Source organism: Prauserella muralis, assembly GCF_003202285.1.
GTDB classification, from domain to species: Bacteria; Actinomycetota; Actinomycetes; order Mycobacteriales; family Pseudonocardiaceae; genus Prauserella_B; species Prauserella_B muralis.
Genome location: NZ_MASW01000002.1, coordinates 611947 through 628796 on the forward strand (window position 1 = coordinate 611947; position 16850 = coordinate 628796).

General features: G+C 70.6%; 14 protein-coding genes. 8 read left to right on the forward strand and 6 right to left on the reverse strand.

Annotated elements, in window-relative coordinates; all coding sequences use genetic code 11:
* Nucleotides 1-15 precede the first annotated feature (15 nt).
* The 3 genes from BAY60_RS13980 to BAY60_RS13990 all read left to right on the forward strand — a co-directional run bounded on the left by BAY60_RS13980 (nt 16) and on the right by BAY60_RS13990 (nt 3854).
* Nucleotides 16-1215 carry an epoxide hydrolase family protein gene (locus BAY60_RS13980; protein WP_112281366.1) on the forward strand — a complete coding sequence of 400 codons (1200 nt, stop codon included), beginning with the start codon at nt 16-18 and terminating at the stop codon, nt 1213-1215.
* A 90-nt stretch (nt 1216-1305) separates the two neighbouring features.
* Nucleotides 1306-2835 (forward strand): FAD-dependent oxidoreductase, encoded by a 1530-nt coding sequence (locus tag BAY60_RS13985; protein ID WP_112281367.1) that lies wholly within the window; start codon nt 1306-1308, stop codon nt 2833-2835.
* Nucleotides 2836-2837: 2 nt separating this feature from the next.
* Complete coding sequence (locus BAY60_RS13990) at nt 2838-3854, forward strand: DNA topoisomerase IB (protein ID WP_112281368.1); 1017 nt, start codon at nt 2838-2840, stop codon at nt 3852-3854.
* Nucleotides 3855-4066: 212 nt separating this feature from the next.
* Here BAY60_RS13990 and BAY60_RS13995 read toward each other — a convergent pair whose 3' ends face one another.
* From BAY60_RS13995 to BAY60_RS14015, 5 genes are all read right to left on the reverse strand, one after another.
* Nucleotides 4067-5425 carry a hypothetical protein gene (locus tag BAY60_RS13995; RefSeq protein WP_112281369.1) on the reverse strand — a complete coding sequence of 453 codons (1359 nt, stop codon included), beginning with the start codon at nt 5423-5425 and terminating at the stop codon, nt 4067-4069.
* 79 nt (nt 5426-5504) lie between these two features.
* Complete coding sequence (locus tag BAY60_RS14000; RefSeq protein ID WP_112281370.1) at nt 5505-6542, reverse strand: ABC transporter permease; 1038 nt, start codon at nt 6540-6542, stop codon at nt 5505-5507.
* Nucleotides 6535-8055: a sugar ABC transporter ATP-binding protein gene (locus tag BAY60_RS14005; RefSeq protein ID WP_112281371.1), complete on the reverse strand. Its 1521-nt coding sequence runs from the start codon at nt 8053-8055 to the stop codon at nt 6535-6537. The genes BAY60_RS14000 and BAY60_RS14005 overlap by 8 nt, the downstream gene beginning before the upstream one ends.
* Before the next feature lie 20 nt (nt 8056-8075).
* On the reverse strand, nt 8076-9035 hold the full coding sequence (locus BAY60_RS14010) for an ABC transporter substrate-binding protein (protein ID WP_112281372.1): 960 nt from the start codon (nt 9033-9035) through the stop codon (nt 8076-8078).
* A 134-nt stretch (nt 9036-9169) separates the two neighbouring features.
* Nucleotides 9170-10222, reverse strand: a complete 1053-nt coding sequence (locus BAY60_RS14015) for a LacI family DNA-binding transcriptional regulator (RefSeq protein WP_112281373.1) — start codon at nt 10220-10222, stop codon at nt 9170-9172.
* 284 nt (nt 10223-10506) lie between these two features.
* Here BAY60_RS14015 and BAY60_RS14020 point away from each other — a divergent pair, with 284 nt between their 5' ends.
* Entirely contained in the window at nt 10507-11124 is a 618-nt protein-coding gene (locus tag BAY60_RS14020; RefSeq protein ID WP_112281374.1) for a DUF4190 domain-containing protein, read from the forward strand.
* Between the two features lie 55 nt (nt 11125-11179).
* Here the strand turns inward: BAY60_RS14020 and BAY60_RS14025 are convergent, their stop codons facing one another.
* Entirely contained in the window at nt 11180-12616 is a 1437-nt protein-coding gene (locus tag BAY60_RS14025; RefSeq protein WP_112281375.1) for an MFS transporter, read from the reverse strand.
* Nucleotides 12617-12725: 109 nt separating this feature from the next.
* Here BAY60_RS14025 and BAY60_RS14030 point away from each other — a divergent pair, with 109 nt between their 5' ends.
* The 4 genes from BAY60_RS14030 to BAY60_RS14045 all read left to right on the forward strand — a co-directional run bounded on the left by BAY60_RS14030 (nt 12726) and on the right by BAY60_RS14045 (nt 16838).
* Nucleotides 12726-13157 (forward strand): winged helix-turn-helix transcriptional regulator, encoded by a 432-nt coding sequence (locus BAY60_RS14030; protein ID WP_211330322.1) that lies wholly within the window; start codon nt 12726-12728, stop codon nt 13155-13157.
* A gap of 95 nt (nt 13158-13252) precedes the next feature.
* Nucleotides 13253-14245 (forward strand): substrate-binding domain-containing protein, encoded by a 993-nt coding sequence (locus BAY60_RS14035; protein WP_112281377.1) that lies wholly within the window; start codon nt 13253-13255, stop codon nt 14243-14245.
* A 57-nt stretch (nt 14246-14302) separates the two neighbouring features.
* Complete coding sequence (locus tag BAY60_RS14040; protein WP_245992490.1) at nt 14303-15814, forward strand: sugar ABC transporter ATP-binding protein; 1512 nt, start codon at nt 14303-14305, stop codon at nt 15812-15814.
* A gap of 19 nt (nt 15815-15833) precedes the next feature.
* Nucleotides 15834-16838: an ABC transporter permease gene (locus tag BAY60_RS14045; RefSeq protein WP_112281378.1), complete on the forward strand. Its 1005-nt coding sequence runs from the start codon at nt 15834-15836 to the stop codon at nt 16836-16838.
* Nucleotides 16839-16850: the final 12 nt, after the last annotated feature.

Consider the following 16850-nt stretch of genomic DNA (forward strand, 5'->3'; position numbering starts at 1 on the left):
AACAGGAGGCGGGTCATGACCGACCTGATCGAGCCGTTTCGCATCGCCATCCCGCAAGTCGACCTCGACGATCTCGTGGCACGTCTGGAGCGCACCCGCTGGCCCGCGGAGGCGCCTGCGGCCGAGTGGGACCACGGCGTGCCGGTGAGCTACCTGCGGGGCCTCGCCGAGTACTGGCGCACCGGCTACGACTGGCGCGCGCACGAGGCGGCGCTCAACGCGATCCCGCAGTACACCACGGTCATCGACGGCCAGCGCATCCACTTCCTCCACCTGCGCTCGCCGGAGCCGGACGCGCTGCCGCTGTTGCTGACCCACGGCTGGCCCGGCTCGGTGGCCGAGTTCCTGGATGTGGTGGCCCCGCTGGCCGATCCGGCCGCGCACGGCGGCGATCCCGCCGACGCGTTCCACGTCGTGGTGCCCTCCCTGCCCGGTTTCGGCTTCTCGCAGCCCGTCCTCGACGGCGGCTGGACCGTCGAGCGCACCGCCAGGGCATGGGCGGAGCTGATGCACAGGCTCGGCTACGAGCGGTACGGGACCCAGGGCGGCGACTGGGGCTCCGTCGTGTCCCGTCTCGTCGCCGCGGTCGATCCCGGCCACGTGGTGGGCGTGCACCTGAACTACCTGCCCTTCGTGCCTCCCGAGGAGACGACCGGACTGTCCGACGAGGACCTGGCGCGGGTCGAGCGGGCGCGGCGCTACCTCGCGGCGCCCTCCGGGCACCTCGTGCAGCAGTCCACGCGGCCGCAGACGCTCGCGTTCGCGCTCACCGACTCACCGGCGGGGCAGCTGGCCTGGCTGGCGGAAAAGTTCGTCGGGTGGGCCGATCCCGGCCATCCGATCGCCGCCGACCGGGTGCTCACCACGGTGATGCTGTACTGGCTCACCGGCGCGGGCGCGTCCTCGGCGTGGTACTACCGGGCCAATGCCGGCGTGCGTGGCGCGCCGCTGCCGTGCCCGGCACCGATCGGTGTCGCGGTGTCGCCGCACGACCTCATCCTTCCGGTGCGGTCGCTGGTGGAGCGGAAGTACACGATCACGCACTGGACCGAGTTCGGCCGGGGCGGTCATTTCGCCGCGCTGGAGGTGCCGGAGGCGCTGACCGCCGACGTCCGGGCGTTCTTCCGGACCGTCCGGGCCTGCGCGGCGGAGGAGGCCTGGACGGCCTCGTCGGGCGCTTTGCCGACCTCGTGCGCGGGAACGGCGCCGACGTGACGCTCCGGGGGAGCGAGCCGGTGTCGTGTCGGTTTCCCGCCCGTGGGTACCCGCAGACGGACCGCGGTACCCACGAGGAGGAGGCCGGTCATGGACGCGGACACGGCTGAGCTGCCGCCGCCACGATCGTTGTGGGTGGACACCGCGCCCGCGCCGGACCGGCGCGGGCGCCGTCTGCCGCCCGACGCGGACGTGGTGGTGGTCGGCGCCGGGATCGCCGGGCTGACCACCGCATACCTGCTCGCGGCGGAGGGACGCTCGGTGCTCGTGCTGGAATCCGGCGAGGTGGCCTCCGGCGTCTCCGGGCACACCACCGCCAAGGTCAGCGCCCAGCACGCGCTCAAGTACCGCTACCTGGAGCGGCGCCGCGGCGCCGACGACGCCGCCCGCTACGGGCGGAGCCAGCTCGGCGCGCTCGACTGGATCGCCCGCACCTCCGCCGAGCTGGGCATCGACTGCGGTTTCCGCGTGCTCGACTCCTACGTCTACACGACCGACAGCGCGCAGCTCGACGAGCTGAAGGCCGAGACCGACGCCGCACAACGCGCGGGCCTGCCCGCGTCCTTCACCACGGACGTCGCGCTGGACGTGCCCGCCGTGGGCGCGGTGCGCTTCACCGGCCAGGGCCAGTTCCATCCCCGGCAGTGGTTGCTGGGACTTGCCGAGCACATCGAGCGGCTGGGCGGGCGCATCGTCGAGGACGTGCGCGTGACCGGCGTCGACGAGTGGCCCCGCCCGCTCGTGCGCACGCCACGCGGCTCCGTGCGCGCAGGGGACGTCGTGATCGCCACGCACTACCCGATCCTCGACCGGGGGCTGTTCTTCGCCCGTCTCGACGTCGTCCGTGACCTCGTGCTGGCCGGGCCGTCGTCGGCCGGGAAACCACCGCCGGGCATGTACCTCGACGCGCGCACCCACCACTCGGTGCGCGGGCACGGCGAGGGGGAGGACGCGGTGACGCTGGCAGGCGGTGAGCACTACCGCACCGGCGACCGGCAGGACGTGCAGGCCCGCTACCGCAGGCTCGCGCGGTGGGCTGCCGAGCACGCGGGCCTGCACCGCGTCACCCACCGCTGGTCGGCGCACGACATGTCCACTCCGGACTCGGTGCCCTACGTCGGGCGCTACCACCCGGTGGCGCGCAGACTGTGGGTGGCCACCGGGTTCGGCCAGTGGGGGATGACCGGCGGCACCGCGGCCGGCCTGCTGCTGCGCGACGCCATCCTGGGCAGGGAGAACCCGGCGGCGTCGCTGTACGATCCGAACCGGCTCGACCCGCGGTCGGCGCCCGCCGTGGCCAAGGACAACGCGACGGTCGCCCGGTACCTGGTGGGCGACCACGTGCGTGCGCTGGCCACCCGGTCCGCTGTGGACGATCTTGCGCCCGGCGAGGCCACGGTGACCCGCATCGGCACGACGATGGCCGCCGTCTACCGGGCGCTCGACGGGGAGACGCGCACCCTCAGCGCGCGCTGTACCCACCTGGGCTGCCTGGTGGCGTTCAACAACGCCGAGCGGACGTGGGACTGCCCGTGCCACGGCTCCCGGTTCGCGCTCGACGGCACGGTGGTGCAGGGTCCCGCGGTCCGGCCACTGCGCAGGCTGGACGGCGAGCACTGACGATGCGGCTGCGGCGCAGCGAGCTGTCTCGGCCGGGAATCCGCCGACGCAGGCAGGGCAGGCACTTTCGCTACCTGAACTCGGACGGCTCGCCACTGACCGATCCGGAGACGCTCGACCGGGTGCGCGGGCTCGTCGTCCCGCCCGCGTGGCGGCGCGTGTGGATCTCGCCGGATCCGCTCGGCCACATCCAGGCCGTCGGGTTCGACGACGCCGGACGCAGGCAGTACCTGTACCACCCGGAGTGGCGGCGGGCCCGCGACGAGGAGAAGCACGACCGGGTGCTGGCGCTGGCCGGGAAGCTGCCCGCCGTGCGGGAGGAGATCGTCGCCGATCTCCGCCGCGGTGGCGTGGACCGGCGGCGCATGCTCGCCGCGGCGCTGCGGATGATCGATCGCGGCGTGTTCCGCACCGGCGGGGAGGAGTACGCGGAGGCCAACGGTTCCCGGGGTGCCACCACGCTGCTGCGGGAACACGTGCGCATTCGCGGAGACGAGCTGACCTTCCGATACCCCGCCAAGGGAGGCCTCGACCGGCAGCTGACCCTGCGCGACCGGGAGCTGGCCGAGGCGCTGGCGGCGTTGCGCCGGTGCCGGACCGGCTCGCGGCGGCTGTTCGTGTGCCGCAACGGTGATGGCTGGCACGAGTTGCGTTCCGGCGAGGTCAACGAGCACTTCAAGGAACTGGCCGGACCGGAGTTCACCGTCAAGGACCTGCGGACCTGGAACGCGACCGTGCTGGCCGCCGTCGCGCTGGCGTGCACCGACCGGCCGCCGTCGCAGCGGGGCCGCAGGCGTGCGGTCGCGGCCGTGATGCGGGAGGTGGCCGAGGAACTCGGCAACACGCCTGCCGTCGCGCGAAGGTCCTATGTGGATCCGCGTGTCGTGACGGCGTTCGAGGAGGGCCGCACGGTGTGGGGAACGCTGCGCAGGACGCGCGGCGGCGCCCTCACCGACGACCGCGAACGCGAGCGCGTCGAGCGTGCCGTGGCGCGGCTGGTGCGGCGCACCCGCCGCTGACGGGGTGGGGGCGCTACGAATGCCGCATTGGTGGCGCTGAACGCTACGAATGCCACATTGGGGAGCTTCGGGAACGGCGTGGGAGCACGGTGAATCCGTCACGATCCGGTCGACCAGTGCGGTAGCCAGTGCCGAGTCTGGAACGTGATATCCGTTCACGTAACGGGTCCCGGACGGCGATCGATCCCACCACCGAACTCGCGCGGCCGAAGTCACCGGTTCGCGGGCAGGATACGAACCTCGGGTGGTGACTCCAGCTGGTCCGCCACCTCCCGCCAGGTGTCGGCGAACATCCCGTAGGCCGTCTTGATCTCGACGCCGACCGGCAGCTCCGGGCACTCGTTCTCGCCGTTGGTGCCCCAGTTGACCCAGCCGGACCGGGGTCGCTGCACGATCTGGAACGCACCGGAGGGCAGGGAGGTCCACCACACCATGCACCGCCGCGAATCCGACCGGAACTCCGCGGTCTTCGCCGCGGGACCCGGAAAGACCGTCTCGCCGGGTGCTGCCGAGACGTCGATCGGACCGTCTGCCCGCAGCCACCAGCGGTCCCGCAGGTCCGCGCGCACGTGGGCCGCCGCCCGCACCCGGTCGAGGCGCTTGCGGATCTCGGTCTCGTCGAGCGCGGATTCCCACACACAGAACAGGCGCCAGTACAGGTCCCAGTGCGCGGCCTCGATGTCCCCGGTGAGCTGGCCGCGGAAATCCTTGAACTTCGGGGAGTCGGACGCGGAGTCGGCCAGCGTCTCCTCCACCATGGCCGCCAGTTCGTCGGCGTAGGGATCGCCGGGCCGGTAACAGGTTCCGGCGTAGCTTTCGAACCGGTCGAACACGAGCCGGCCCTGGCCGCCCTCGAACTCGTCGCCGACCGTGATCCTGTTGGTCACGGATCGCCCGTTGACGACGGTTTCGAAGTCGTCCACGCGGTAGCGGCGGCGGAAGTACGGCGTGCCGTAGGTGAACCACCAGTCGATCGAGAACGTCTTGCCTTTCAGCTCGTCGAGCAGGCCGTCCGGGATCCTCCCGTGCATCCGGTAGTGGTGCAGGACGGGCCCGTGCTCGACGGTCTCGATCTCGACCATCGTGTGCTCCGGTGGGTTGATGAGCCCGTTCTCGGGCGTGAAGAACGGTCCGTAGAAGCCGCCGATGGCGTTGTTGCCCGACGGCAGCAGGTCGACGTCCTCGTCCAGTTGCCGGAAGTGGCGGAGTCCCCACTTGGACGAGCCGGTGCCCTGTGCGGTGCCCGAGCAGAGTTCGAGGTCGAAGTAGCCGGTGTCGAGCCGGGCGAAGCCGTCGGGCTCCTGCGGCTGCCCGAGCCGGATCCCTGCCTGCGCTCGAGTGACCGGCTCGACCAGGCTGAACTCGGTGCGGCCATCGAGATCGAGCACGGCCACCAGTGTGGTACGTCCGGGACAGCTCTGAGTAGACAGACGCTGGCACAGCACCTCCTCGCCGCCGGAGGTGCGGGCGCGCCAGAGGTCGCCCTCCAGCACGCCGTCAACGGTGAACGTCACCGGCTCCTTGCTCCGCCTGCCGGGGCGGGGGTCTGTCACGACGACGGTGAAGGGCACGTCGTACTCCTTTCGGGCTGCCTGGGGCGCACCGGGCGGTGCCGCCGGTGCGGTGAAGGATCGGTGCCGGTGTGGGCCGTCAGTGTGCCGGTGCGGCGCCGCCCGTTCGGCGGCCCAGCCGCAGCGGGCGCTGCTTCAGGCTGTCCACGGCGACCGCGAAGATGATCACGCCACCTTTGATGAGCAGCTGCGTGAAGAACGGCACGTTCATGAGGATCAGTCCCGTGCTCAGCACGCCGAGAATCACCGAGCCGATGAGGGTGCCGATGATCCGGCCGCGACCGCCCATCAGGCTCGTGCCGCCCAGCACCACCGCGGCGATCGCGTCCAGCTCGTAGCTGGTGCCCGCGGTGGGCTGCGCGGACACCACCCGGGCGGCGAAGATGACGCCCGCCAGCCCCGCGCACGCGCCCGCGATCACGTACACCGAGGTGATCACGCGCTTGACGTTGATGCCCGCGAGCCGGGCCGCCTCGGCGTTGCCGCCGACGGCGTAGACGTGCCTGCCATACCGGGTGCGCTCGAGGACGAACCAGGCGGCGACGTAGACCACCGCCATGACCACGACGGGCACCGGGATGCCCGCGAAGTAGCCGTTGCCGATGTCGCGGAAGCCGAGCATGTTGTCCACCACCGGCTGCCCGTCGGTCATCGTGTACGCGAGCCCGCGGAGATAGGTCATGGACCCCAGCGTGACGATGAAGGCGGCGAGCGACAGATACGCGGTGAGCAGGCCGTTGACGAGGCCGGCGGCCGCGCCCGCGAGCACCCCGAGCAGCACGGCCACCGGGGCGGGCAGTCCGCCGATCGCCGCGAGCACGGCCACCACCCCGGACACGGCGAGGGTGGAGCCGACCGAAAGGTCGATACCCGCGGTGAGGATCACGAAGGTGAGGCCCGCGGCGAGGATCGCGTTGATCGCGATGGACCTGGCGATGTTGAACAGGTTGTCGATCGAGGCGAAGTTCGGCGCGATCGTGGCCATCAGCACCACCAGGGCGATCAGCACCACGAGGATGCCGACCCGGTCCCACCAGTAGGCGAAGTCGAACGACGGGGTGCTCTGCTCCGGCCGGGGGGCGGTCAGCTCGGCCTTGTCGAGTGTGCGGTCAGTCATGGGTCTCTCCCTGGTTCCGCCGCGCGGCACCGGTCGCGTGGAACATGACGTCCTCCTCGCTCGCGAGACGCGAGTCGAGCTCCTGCACGATCCGGCCTGCCCGCATGACGAGGATGCGGTCGCTGATTCCGATGGCCTCGGGCAGATCGGACGACACCACGAGCACCGCCTTGCCGCGTTCGGTGAGCTCGTTGACGAGCTCGTAGATCTCCCGTTTGGCGCCGATGTCGACGCCGCGGGTGGGTTCGTCGAGGATCAGCACGTCCGGCTCGCGCATCAGCCACCGCGCGAGCGCGGCCTTCTGCTGGTTGCCGCCGGAGAGCGACCGCACCGGAAGCCGCAGGGCGCTGCGCCGCAGGCGTAGCCGGTCCATCCGCGCCGTCACCTCCTGCCGGATCCGGCGCCGCTGCAGCACGCCGGCGCTGCTGAGCCGGTCGAGCGAGCTGATGGCGATGTTGTGCTCCACCGAGTGCGGCAGGAACAGCGCCTGGTCCTTGCGGCTCTCCGGAACCATCGCCAGCCCGGCGCGGATGCCCTCGCGTGGCGTCCTCGCGTTGACGACGCGGCCACGCACCCGCACGGTGCCCGCCGTCGCCCGGTCCGCGCCGAACACGAGCCGGGCCGCCTCGGTGCGGCCGGAGCCGATCAGCCCCGCCAGGCAGACGACCTCGCCGGCTCGCACCCGGAAGGTGACGGGACCGACGCCGGGGCCGGCCAGGTTCTCGACGTCGAGCACGGTGTCGCCGGGCCGCTGACGGTCGTGCCGGTAGAGGTCTTCCACCGGGCGGCCGACCATCATCCGCACGACGTCGTCGGGATGCACCTCGTCCCGGCGGCGGGTGCCGATGTGCGCGCCGTCACGGAAGACGGTGATGCGGTCGGCGAGCTGCCACACCTCCTCCATGCGGTGGGTGATGTAGACGAGTCCGGCTCCGCCGCGCCGCATCTCGCCGACGAGCCGGTACAGCTGCGCGGCCTCGGCACGGGACAGCGCGGCGGTGGGTTCGTCGAGCACGAGGATCCTCGCGTCCTCGCTCACGGCGCGCGCGATCTCCACCATCTGCTGCATGCCGACGCTCAGCGTTCCCAGCGTGCGGCGCGGATCGATGTCTGCGGCGATGCGGGCGAGCTTGGCCCGCGCCGCCCGCACCATGCCGCGGCGGTCGAGTGCCCCGTGCCAGTTCCGGGGCTCCTGCCCGAGCGCGAGGTTCTCCGCGACGGTCATGGTGGGCACCGTGTTCAGTTCCTGGTGGATGATCGCGATGCCGTGCCGGGCCGCCTCGTTGGGGGATCGGATCTCGACGTCCTGGCCGTCGACGAGGATGCGTCCGGCATCCCGTTGTTCGTTGCCCGCCAGGATCTTCATCAACGTGGACTTGCCCGCGCCGTTCTCGCCGACCAGCGCGTGCACCTCGCCGGCGCGCAGGTCGAAGTCGACCCGGTTCAGCGCGAGGGTCGCGCCGAATCGTTTGGTCACGCCCTCCAGGCGCAGCAAGACGTCGTCGGATGTCATGATCGCTCGTCCTTCGCTCGTCACCAGCCGGGGTACTCGGTGACGGTCTCGCGGGTGACCAGCTCGCTGGGGATCAGGATCGTGGACTCCTTCGGCGGGTTGCCCGCGACGATGTCCTGTGCGATCCGGACTCCCCGGCGCACCATCTCGGCCGGATCCTGCGTCGCGGTACCGATGAACGGGGAGCCCTTGCGCTTCAACTCGGCCACGGCTTCCGGGCTGCCGTCCACACCGGTCACCTTGACGCGGTCGCTGAGGCCCGCCTGTTCCACCGCGAGCACCGCGCCGAGCGCGGACGGGTCGTTCATTCCGAAGATGCCCTGCACGTCGGGCGTGGCGGTGAGCATGTCCGTGGTGACCGCCAGACCCGAGGCACGGTCGTTCTTGGACGCCTGCTGACCGGCCACCGTGATGCCGGGATACTCCTCGACCATCCTGCGGCAACCGGTGATCCGGTCGCGGATGGTCTGGATCGGCGTGCCGTCCACGATGAGCACGTTGCCCTTGCCGCCCAGTTGCTCGAAGAGGTACCGGCAGGACTTCTCGCCCGCCTGCACCGCGTCGGTCATGACGACCGCGTCCGCGCCCTTCGCCGGGGTGTCCACCGCGATCACGATGATCCCGGCCTGGCGCGCCCTGACGATGGCCGGTTCGATGCCGCTCTCGTCCACCGCACTGATGATGATGAGGTCGACGCCCTGCTGGATGAACGCGTCGATCTGGTTGTTCTGGTTGGCCAGATCCAGCTGTGCGTCCTGCGTGTTGATCGTCGCGCCGATGCGCTCGGCCGCCTGCTTGGCGCCCTTGTCCATGGCGGAGAAGAACGGGTTCGACATGTCCTGCACCATCAGGCCGATCGACTCGATCCTCTCCGGCCGGTTCGCCTGCGTGTCGGCGTCACCCGAGGTGCACCCGGCGAGACCGATGGTGGCGGCGGCCGCGATGCTCAGCAGGGCGGCCCGGAACGAGTGGGACTTCATTGTGCCTCCTCGGTGGGGGAGCCTTCGCGGAACAGGAGGGCATACCGGTCGCCACGAGGCATGGGGGTACCGGCGAGCCGTGCTCCGTGAGCGGGCCCGGAACGGGAAAGGTGTGCGGTTGTCGGCGCGGCAGCTCAGCAGCCGCAGGACCGCCGGATGACGAGATCGGCGCTCACCTCCCGGCTGTCCTCAGGGCGATACACCGGAGTAGGTGACCGGCCCTGGCGTTCTGCGTCCAGCTGCTCGTCGATGAGGCGAGCCAGAGTCTGTGCGGCGAGGACGCCGATGTGCTCGCTGTCCTCGTCCAACATGGTCAGTGGCGGATCGAGCAGCGGTGCCCAGGCGAAGTCGTCGAAACCGATGATCGCGACGTCGTCGGGTACGCGGAGGCCGCGCTCTCCCAGCACGGTCAGCGTCGCGTGCACCATCGGGTTGTTACCGGCGATGATCGCGCGAGGTGCCGTCGTCCCGGGCCGGTCCAGGTGGGCGCTCAGGGTCGCGTGGGCCGAGGCGGCGTCGTTGCGGCTCTCCAGCACGGTCAGCTCGGCGCCGTGCAGCCGGGCGGCTTCGCGGATGCCTCGCTCCCGGGCCAGCCGGGTCGACCACAAAGCCGGGTAGACCAGGAAAAGCCAGTCTGGGTAGCCGTGTTCGGCCAGATGCGCGCCCACGCGCAGGCTGGCCGCCGCGTTGTCCATCGTGATGCTCGGCAGCCCGGTGTTCTCCGGCGGGTGCGAGTCCACGAACACCACGGGGATGTCCCAGTCGGCAAGCAGTTCGACGTTCTCCTGTCGCAGCGTCAGTGTGGAGATGACGCCCGCGGTGCGCGACTGGATGAGGTTGCGGATGGTGGCGTCCTCGAGATCGGGCGTGTACACGCCCTCGGCGGCGATGTCGGCGACCACCGCCGTGCGGTCGCTGAGCCGCAGTGTCCGCTCGATGCCCTTCATCAGGTCGATGTAGTAGTAGTTCGATGTGCTGGCGGTGATGACGGCCACGGAACTGCGCGTGTTCCTCCGCAGTTCCTGCGCCGCCCTGTTGGGCACGTAGCCCAGTTCGCGGGTGGCTTTGAGCACGAGTTCGCGGCTGCGGGCGGAGACGCCGTCGGCGTTGTTGAGGGCCTTGGACACGGTGTACACCGACAGCCCCGACAGGCGGCTGACGTCCCGCAAGGTCGGCTTCTTCGCCACCCGTACCTCCTAAACGATTAGGCTAAACGGTTAGGCTAAACGATTAGAGGCACGTTAAACCGCGGTTTCGGTCCGGTCAAGGGAGTGTTCGTTTCAAGACGGTCACGGCGTGCGGGGGAGCGTCGAGAGAATCATGCACTGGACAACAGTGTTGTTGGTCAACAGTTGCCTCCGTCACCGGTGTGACTCCGAGGCGTAACGAGTCGGTGTCTGCGGTGACGGGGCGTCCGCCGCTGACGATGGACAGTTCGGCTTTCAACAACGACAAAGGAAGTTCGACACTGATGTCCACATCGCACCCGTACCCGCAGCCCGCCCCGCCGGCGCAGCCGCCTGCCGCCAGGAACGGCCTCGGCACGGCCGGTTTCGTGCTCGGGCTGATCGGCCTCGTCTTCTCGCCGATCCCGATCATCGGCGTGGTCGCCTGGCCGCTCGTGATCCTCGGGCTGATCTTCTCCATCCTCGGCTTCCTGCGGACCCGCAACGGCCAGGCCACCAACAAGGGACTCGCTATCGCGGGGATGGTGCTGTCGGCCATCGGGCTGCTGGTGTGCATCCTGTGGGCCGTGGCGTTCGGCAAGGCGGCGAGCGACCTCCAGGAGGAGGCGAACCGGACCGTCACGGTGCACTACGAGGTCACCGGCGACGCCCCGTCGGCCACGGTCACGTACACGACCTTCGGCGACGGCAGCATGTCCACCAACCAGGAGGACGTGACGAGCCTGCCGTGGTCGAAGGACCTGCGGACGCAGGGGCTGTTCAAGGGTGGTTCGCTGACGGTCACCACCGGCGCCGACGGCGGCGAGCTCACCTGCAAGGTGGTCCTCGACGGCAAGGACGCCAAGACCGCAACCGCGTCCGGCCCGTTCGCCACCGCCTCCTGCGACGGCTTCGGCGACTGACGACACGCCTGCCTCGCCCGCGTGCGCACGCGGGCGAGGCAGGCGCCCTTTCGCGTCAGGGCGCGACCGCGGGAGCCGCCGCCGGGACGCGAGTGCGCAGCCCGGCGGCGGTGACCGCCGCGGCGAGCACCGCCGCGACCAGCGGCACGACGAGGGCGCCGCGGAACGCCGCGAGCGCGCCCTCCGGCGTCACACCCGGCTCCAGCAGGGCCGCGTTCACGGCGGCCACGGTCGAGAGACCGAGGGCGGCGCCGAACTGGATGGCGGTGTTGAACAGGCCACTCGCCAGACCCTGCTCGCGGGCCGCGACGCCGTCGGTGGCGGCGATCGTCAGCGGACCGTACGCGAGCGCGAACGCGATGCCCACCAGCAGCATCGTCGGGAACATCGCCGCGTAGGTCCAATCAAGACCGACCGGAAGGAACAGTGCGTAGGCGAGCGCGGCGAAGGCCAGCCCGCCGAAGATCACCCGTACTGTCCCGAACCGCCGGACCAGGCGTGGTGTCAGGGTCGGCGCCAGCACCGCGTCGATGCCGGCCACCAGCATGGCCAGCCCGGTCTCCACGGACGACCAGCCGCGCAGTTCCTGCAGGTACAGCGTCACGAGGAACTGGAAGCCGAAGAACGAGCCCGCGAACAGCAACGCGCCGATGTTGGCGCGCACGAGTGGGCCGTGCCGCAGGATGCCGAGCCGCACCAACGGCGCCGCCGAGCGGCGCTCGATGAGGGTGAACACGGCCAGCAGGCCGAACCCGGCCGACAGCGAGGCGAGCGTGACGCCCCAGCCCTCGGCCGGATGCTCCAGCCGGACCACGCCGTAGGCGAGCAGCAGCATCGCCGCGGTCACGGTGACCCCGCCTGCCAGGTCGATGCGCAGCCCGGTGCGCTCGGGTCTGCCCGGATCGTCGATGAGCGCGAGGGCGGCGACGAGGATCACCGCCGCGAGCAGCACAGGCGCGAAGAACACCCAGCGCCAGTCCACGGCGGCCAGCAGGCCGCCGATCACCAGGCCCAGCGTGAACCCCGCCGCACCCGTGCCCGCGTAGACCAGCAGCGCCTTGTTGCGCTGCGGGCCCTCGGCGAAGCTCGTGGTGATGAGCGACAGTCCGGCCGGGGTCATGAACGCGGCCGCGACCCCGCTCACGAACCGGGCGACGAGCAGCATCCAGCCCTCGGTCGCGAACCCGCCGAGGCCGGAGAACAGCAGGAACACCACGAGCCAGGCGAGGAACATGCGGCGGCGGCCGAACAGGTCCGCCGCCCGCCCGCCGAGCAGCATGAAGCCGCCGTAGCCGAGCACGTAGGCACTCACCACGCCGCTCAGCGTCGCCGTGGACAGGCCGAGGTCGGCCCGGATCGACGGCAAGGCCACGTTGAGCATGGCGATGTCGATGCCCTCCAGGAAGATGGCACCACACAGCACGAACAGCACGCCCCAGGCACGCCCGCTCAACCGGTCGTTGCCGCCGCGTGGCGGCGAGGCTTGCGTCATGGACACGGATCGGCTCCTCAACCCCAGCTCGAATCAGGCCGGACAGTTACCGCTCGGCCTGTCGGTTCCTTCTTGTAACCGTTCGTATCCTGCGGCAACATGGGCAACTGTGGAAGAAGGCACTTCGAACTCACCGAGTTACTGCTGCCGCACCGAGGACGACTACGGCGTTCTGCAGTGGGACACCCGGGAGGACTGTGAGGTCCGCCAGATCCTGGACCGGATCGCGGACAAGTGGTCCTTGCTGGTGATCGCACTGCTCGACCGGCACACGATGCGTTTCACCCAGCTGCGCCGAGAGATCGACGGCATCAGCCAGCGCATGCTCACCACGACGCTGCGCCAGCTGGAACGCGACGGCCTGGTGCGGCGCACCGTGCATCCGGTGGTGCCGCCGCGCGTGGACTACGCGCTCACGCCGCTCGGGGGGTCGCTGCACAAGACCATCCAGGCCCTCGTCGACTGGACGGAGGAGCATCAGAGCGAGATCGCCGCGGCACGGACGCGGTACGACCACGAAGCCCGCGAGAAGATTAATTAGTAATTAATGTTGACTCCTCGTCGATGCGAGGTGAGACTGTGGGCCACGGCCCGGCTCGACGCCGGGCGCGGACCGACGTCGACGAGGAGGCAGGGATGGGCGCAACGGGGCGTCGCGGCCGTACCGCGCGGGCACTGGCCGCCGTCGCACTGCTCGGGCTCGTGGCCGCGTGCGGTGGCAAGGTCGGGGAGAACGGCCGGTTCGGTGTGGTCTACCTGGACGCCCAGGGCTTCTACGCAGGAGTCCGGGCCGGTATGCAGGCGGAGGCCGAGGCGATCGGGCACTCTCCGCAGCTGCTGCAGCTCAACGCCCAGGGCGACGCGTCGAAGGAAAGCACGTTCATCGACCAGGTGAGCGCGGCCAAGGTCGACGCGCTGATCTTGTCGCCTGCCTCGGCGACCGCTTCGGTCCCCGCGATCGAGCTCGCACACGACTCCGGCATTCCCGTCATCTGCTACAACACCTGCATCGCCGAGGAGAGCGCGCGCAAGTACGTCGCCGCCTACGTGCTGGGCGACCCGGTGCGCTTCGGCGCCCTGCTCGGCGAACGCGCCGCCGAGTACTTCCGCTCGGCCGGCGAGCGAGCTCCCCGCATCGCCGTCGTCAACTGCGAGTTCGTCGAGGTGTGTATCCAGCGCAGGCTCGGCTTCGAGAAGGCCCTGCGGGCAGAGTTGCCCGGCGCGAGGATCGTCGCCAACCAGGAGGGAGCGACGATCGACGAGGCGGTCGACGTCGCGGAGCGCATCCTCACCGCGCACCCCGACATCGACGCCTTCTACGGCGAGGCCGGTGGTGCCACGATGGGCGCCGTCCGCGCGGTGCGCGCGAGGAACAAGGTCGGCCAGACGGTCGTGTTCGGCAGCGACATGTCCACCGAGGCTGCCAGGGCGCTCGCCGACGAGGACGTGCTCAAGGGCGTTGTCGACATCTCGGGAATCGCTGTCGGCAAGCTCGCCGCCAGGGCGGCCCAGCGAGCGCGGAGCGGACAACTCAGCGACTACACCGTTGTCGCGGCGCCGATCGAGCTCTACTCGACGCCCCGGCACGGCACCGAGTGGCTGCGGACCCACCCCGACGGAGTGCCGTGAGCAGCCGGGTCTTTTCCGCCCGTGGCCCCGAGGATGCCGACCAGTGAAGGAGAAACCGTGGCTGCCGATGTCGCCAGCGGCACGAGCGTCGTCGAAGTGGACGGCGTCACCAGGCACTACCCCGGCGTGCGGGCTCTCACCGACGCCAGCATGACCATCCGCGGTGGCGAGATTCGCGCCCTGCTCGGACGCAACGGAGCAGGGAAGTCGACGCTCATCCGCGTGCTGTCCGGAGTGGAACGGGCGGATGCGGGCAGCGTCGTCGTCGCGGGCGGGCGCCTCGGCGCCGGCGGCGTGCGCCGTGCGGCCGAACTGGGTGTCAGCACCGTTCACCAGGAGCTCAGCCTCGTGCCGGGCCTCAGTGTCGCCGAGAACATGTACCTGGGGCGCTGGCCACGGAAGGGCGGGGCCGTCGACTACCCGGCGATGCGCGCGGGCGCGGCCGAGGTGTTCGCGCGGCTGGGTCTCGACATCGACCCGGGTGCACCCGTCGGGTCGCTGTCGCTGGCGCTGCGCCAGCTCGTGGAGATCAGCCGTGCCGTGCGAGAGCAGCCACGGTTGCTCATCCTGGACGAGCCGACGAGCGCTCTCGCCGCGGCCGAGGTCGACGTCGTGCTCGACGCCGTCACCCGCATCGCCTCGGCGGGGGTGGCCGTGCTCTACGTCAGCCACCGGCTGGAGGAAATCCGTCGCATCGCGCACACCGCCACGGTCATGCGGGACGGTCGTATCGTCGATACCGTCGAGGTCGCGGCCGCCGACACCGCGCACATCGTGTCGCTGATGCTCGGTGAGACGGCCGGTGCCGCCGAGCGACCCCCCGAGCGGAAGGTTGACCGTACGGGCGTGCCGCTGCTTGCCGTGCGTGGTCTCGCGGTGCCGCCGAAGGTGCTCGACGTGTCGTTCGACGTCCACCCCGGCGAGATCGTCGGCCTCGGTGGACTGATGGGTTCGGGCCGCACCGAGGTGTTGCGCGCGATCGCCGGGTTCGGTCCCGCGTCATCCGGCACCATCAGCGTCGAGGGGCGGCTCATCAGCAGGCCGAGCGCGGCGGTGATGAAGCGGCTCGGCGTCGGGATGACGCCCGAGGACCGCAAGGACGAGGGAATCGTGCCGCTGCTCGGCGTCGACGAGAACCTCGTCATGTCCAGAATGGACACTGTCAGTTCCGGTCCCACGGTGCGGCCCGGCAGGGTACGCCGCGCCGCCGAACGGCTCATCGAGCGGCTGTCGATCGCCGCGGCCTCGGCTCGGACACCGATCGTCAACCTCAGCGGGGGCAACCAGCAGAAGGCGGTCATCGGCCGGTGGCTGCACGCAGGGAGCCGGATCCTGCTGCTGGACGAGCCGACTCGCGGGGTGGACGTGCAGGCGAAGGCCGAGATCTACCGCCTTGTGCGGCAGCTGGCCGACAGCGGTGCCGGCATCGTGTTCGTCTCGGGCGAGCTGGAGGAGCTTCCGCTCGTCTGTGACCGCGTACTGGCGCTGCGCGACGGGCGCGTCGCGAGCGAGCTGGCCGGTCCCGAGCTCACCACCGATTCCGTGCTTTCCGCCGCGATGGCGGCCTGAGAGAGGCGAAGAGGACACCATGACCGTTATCCAGACCGCGCCGGAGCAACAACGTCGCAGCGTGGGCCGGTTCGCCGGAGGGCGCTCGCTCAACGAGATCGGCCTCATCGCGGCGATCCTGGTGCTGTACGTGGCACTGGGCAGCACGGCGGCCGGCTTCCTGACCCTGGACAACCAGCTCGGTATGCTCCGGGACGCGGCGACCGTCGGCATTGCCGCATGGGGCGTCACGCTCGTGATCATCGCCGGCGAGATCGACATCAGCATCGGCCCGGCCGTGGCCTTCTCGTCGGTGCTCGTCGCGATGGGTGCCGCCGAATGGGGTCTCGGTATCGGCCCTGCCATCCTGCTCACTCTGCTGGCGGGCACGGCATGGGGCGGGCTGGCAGGCTGGCTGCGGGCCCGCTTCGAGGTGCCGTCCTTCATCGCCACGCTCGGCATCTGGAGCGCGCTCGGAGGGCTGGGTCTGTACCTCACCGACGCGCTGCCCGTGGTGCTGCCGCGAAGCGGTCTGTTCGAGGTGCTCGGCGGCGATGTGCTCGGCATTCCGACGCCTGCCATCGTGATGGTGGTGCTGTTCTTCGTCTTCGCCTACATCGCGCGCTACACCGGCTACGGTCGTTCGGTGTACGCGATCGGCGGCAACGCGCCTGCCGCCCGGATGGCGGGGATCAACCTGGCCAGGGTGCGGGTGCTGCTGTTCGCGACCACGGGCCTGCTCTCGGCCGTCACCGGTGTCCTGCTGGCCGCCCGGCTCGGCTCCGGCAATGGTGGCGCGGCGTCGGGGCTGGAGTTCGACGTGATCGCCGCCGTCGTCATCGGCGGCACCGCGCTCGCCGGTGGCCGGGGAACGATGCTGGGCACCCTGCTCGGCGTCGCGTTCATCACCGTCATCGGCAACGGGCTGGTGCTGCTGGGAGTGAACTCGTTCCTGCAGAACGTCGTGCGCGGCGTGATCATCGTCGTGGCGGTGCTGGTCAACGTCGTGCTGAGCAAGCGAGCCCGCGCCACGCGGGAGACGTGAGGGGAGAGGAGA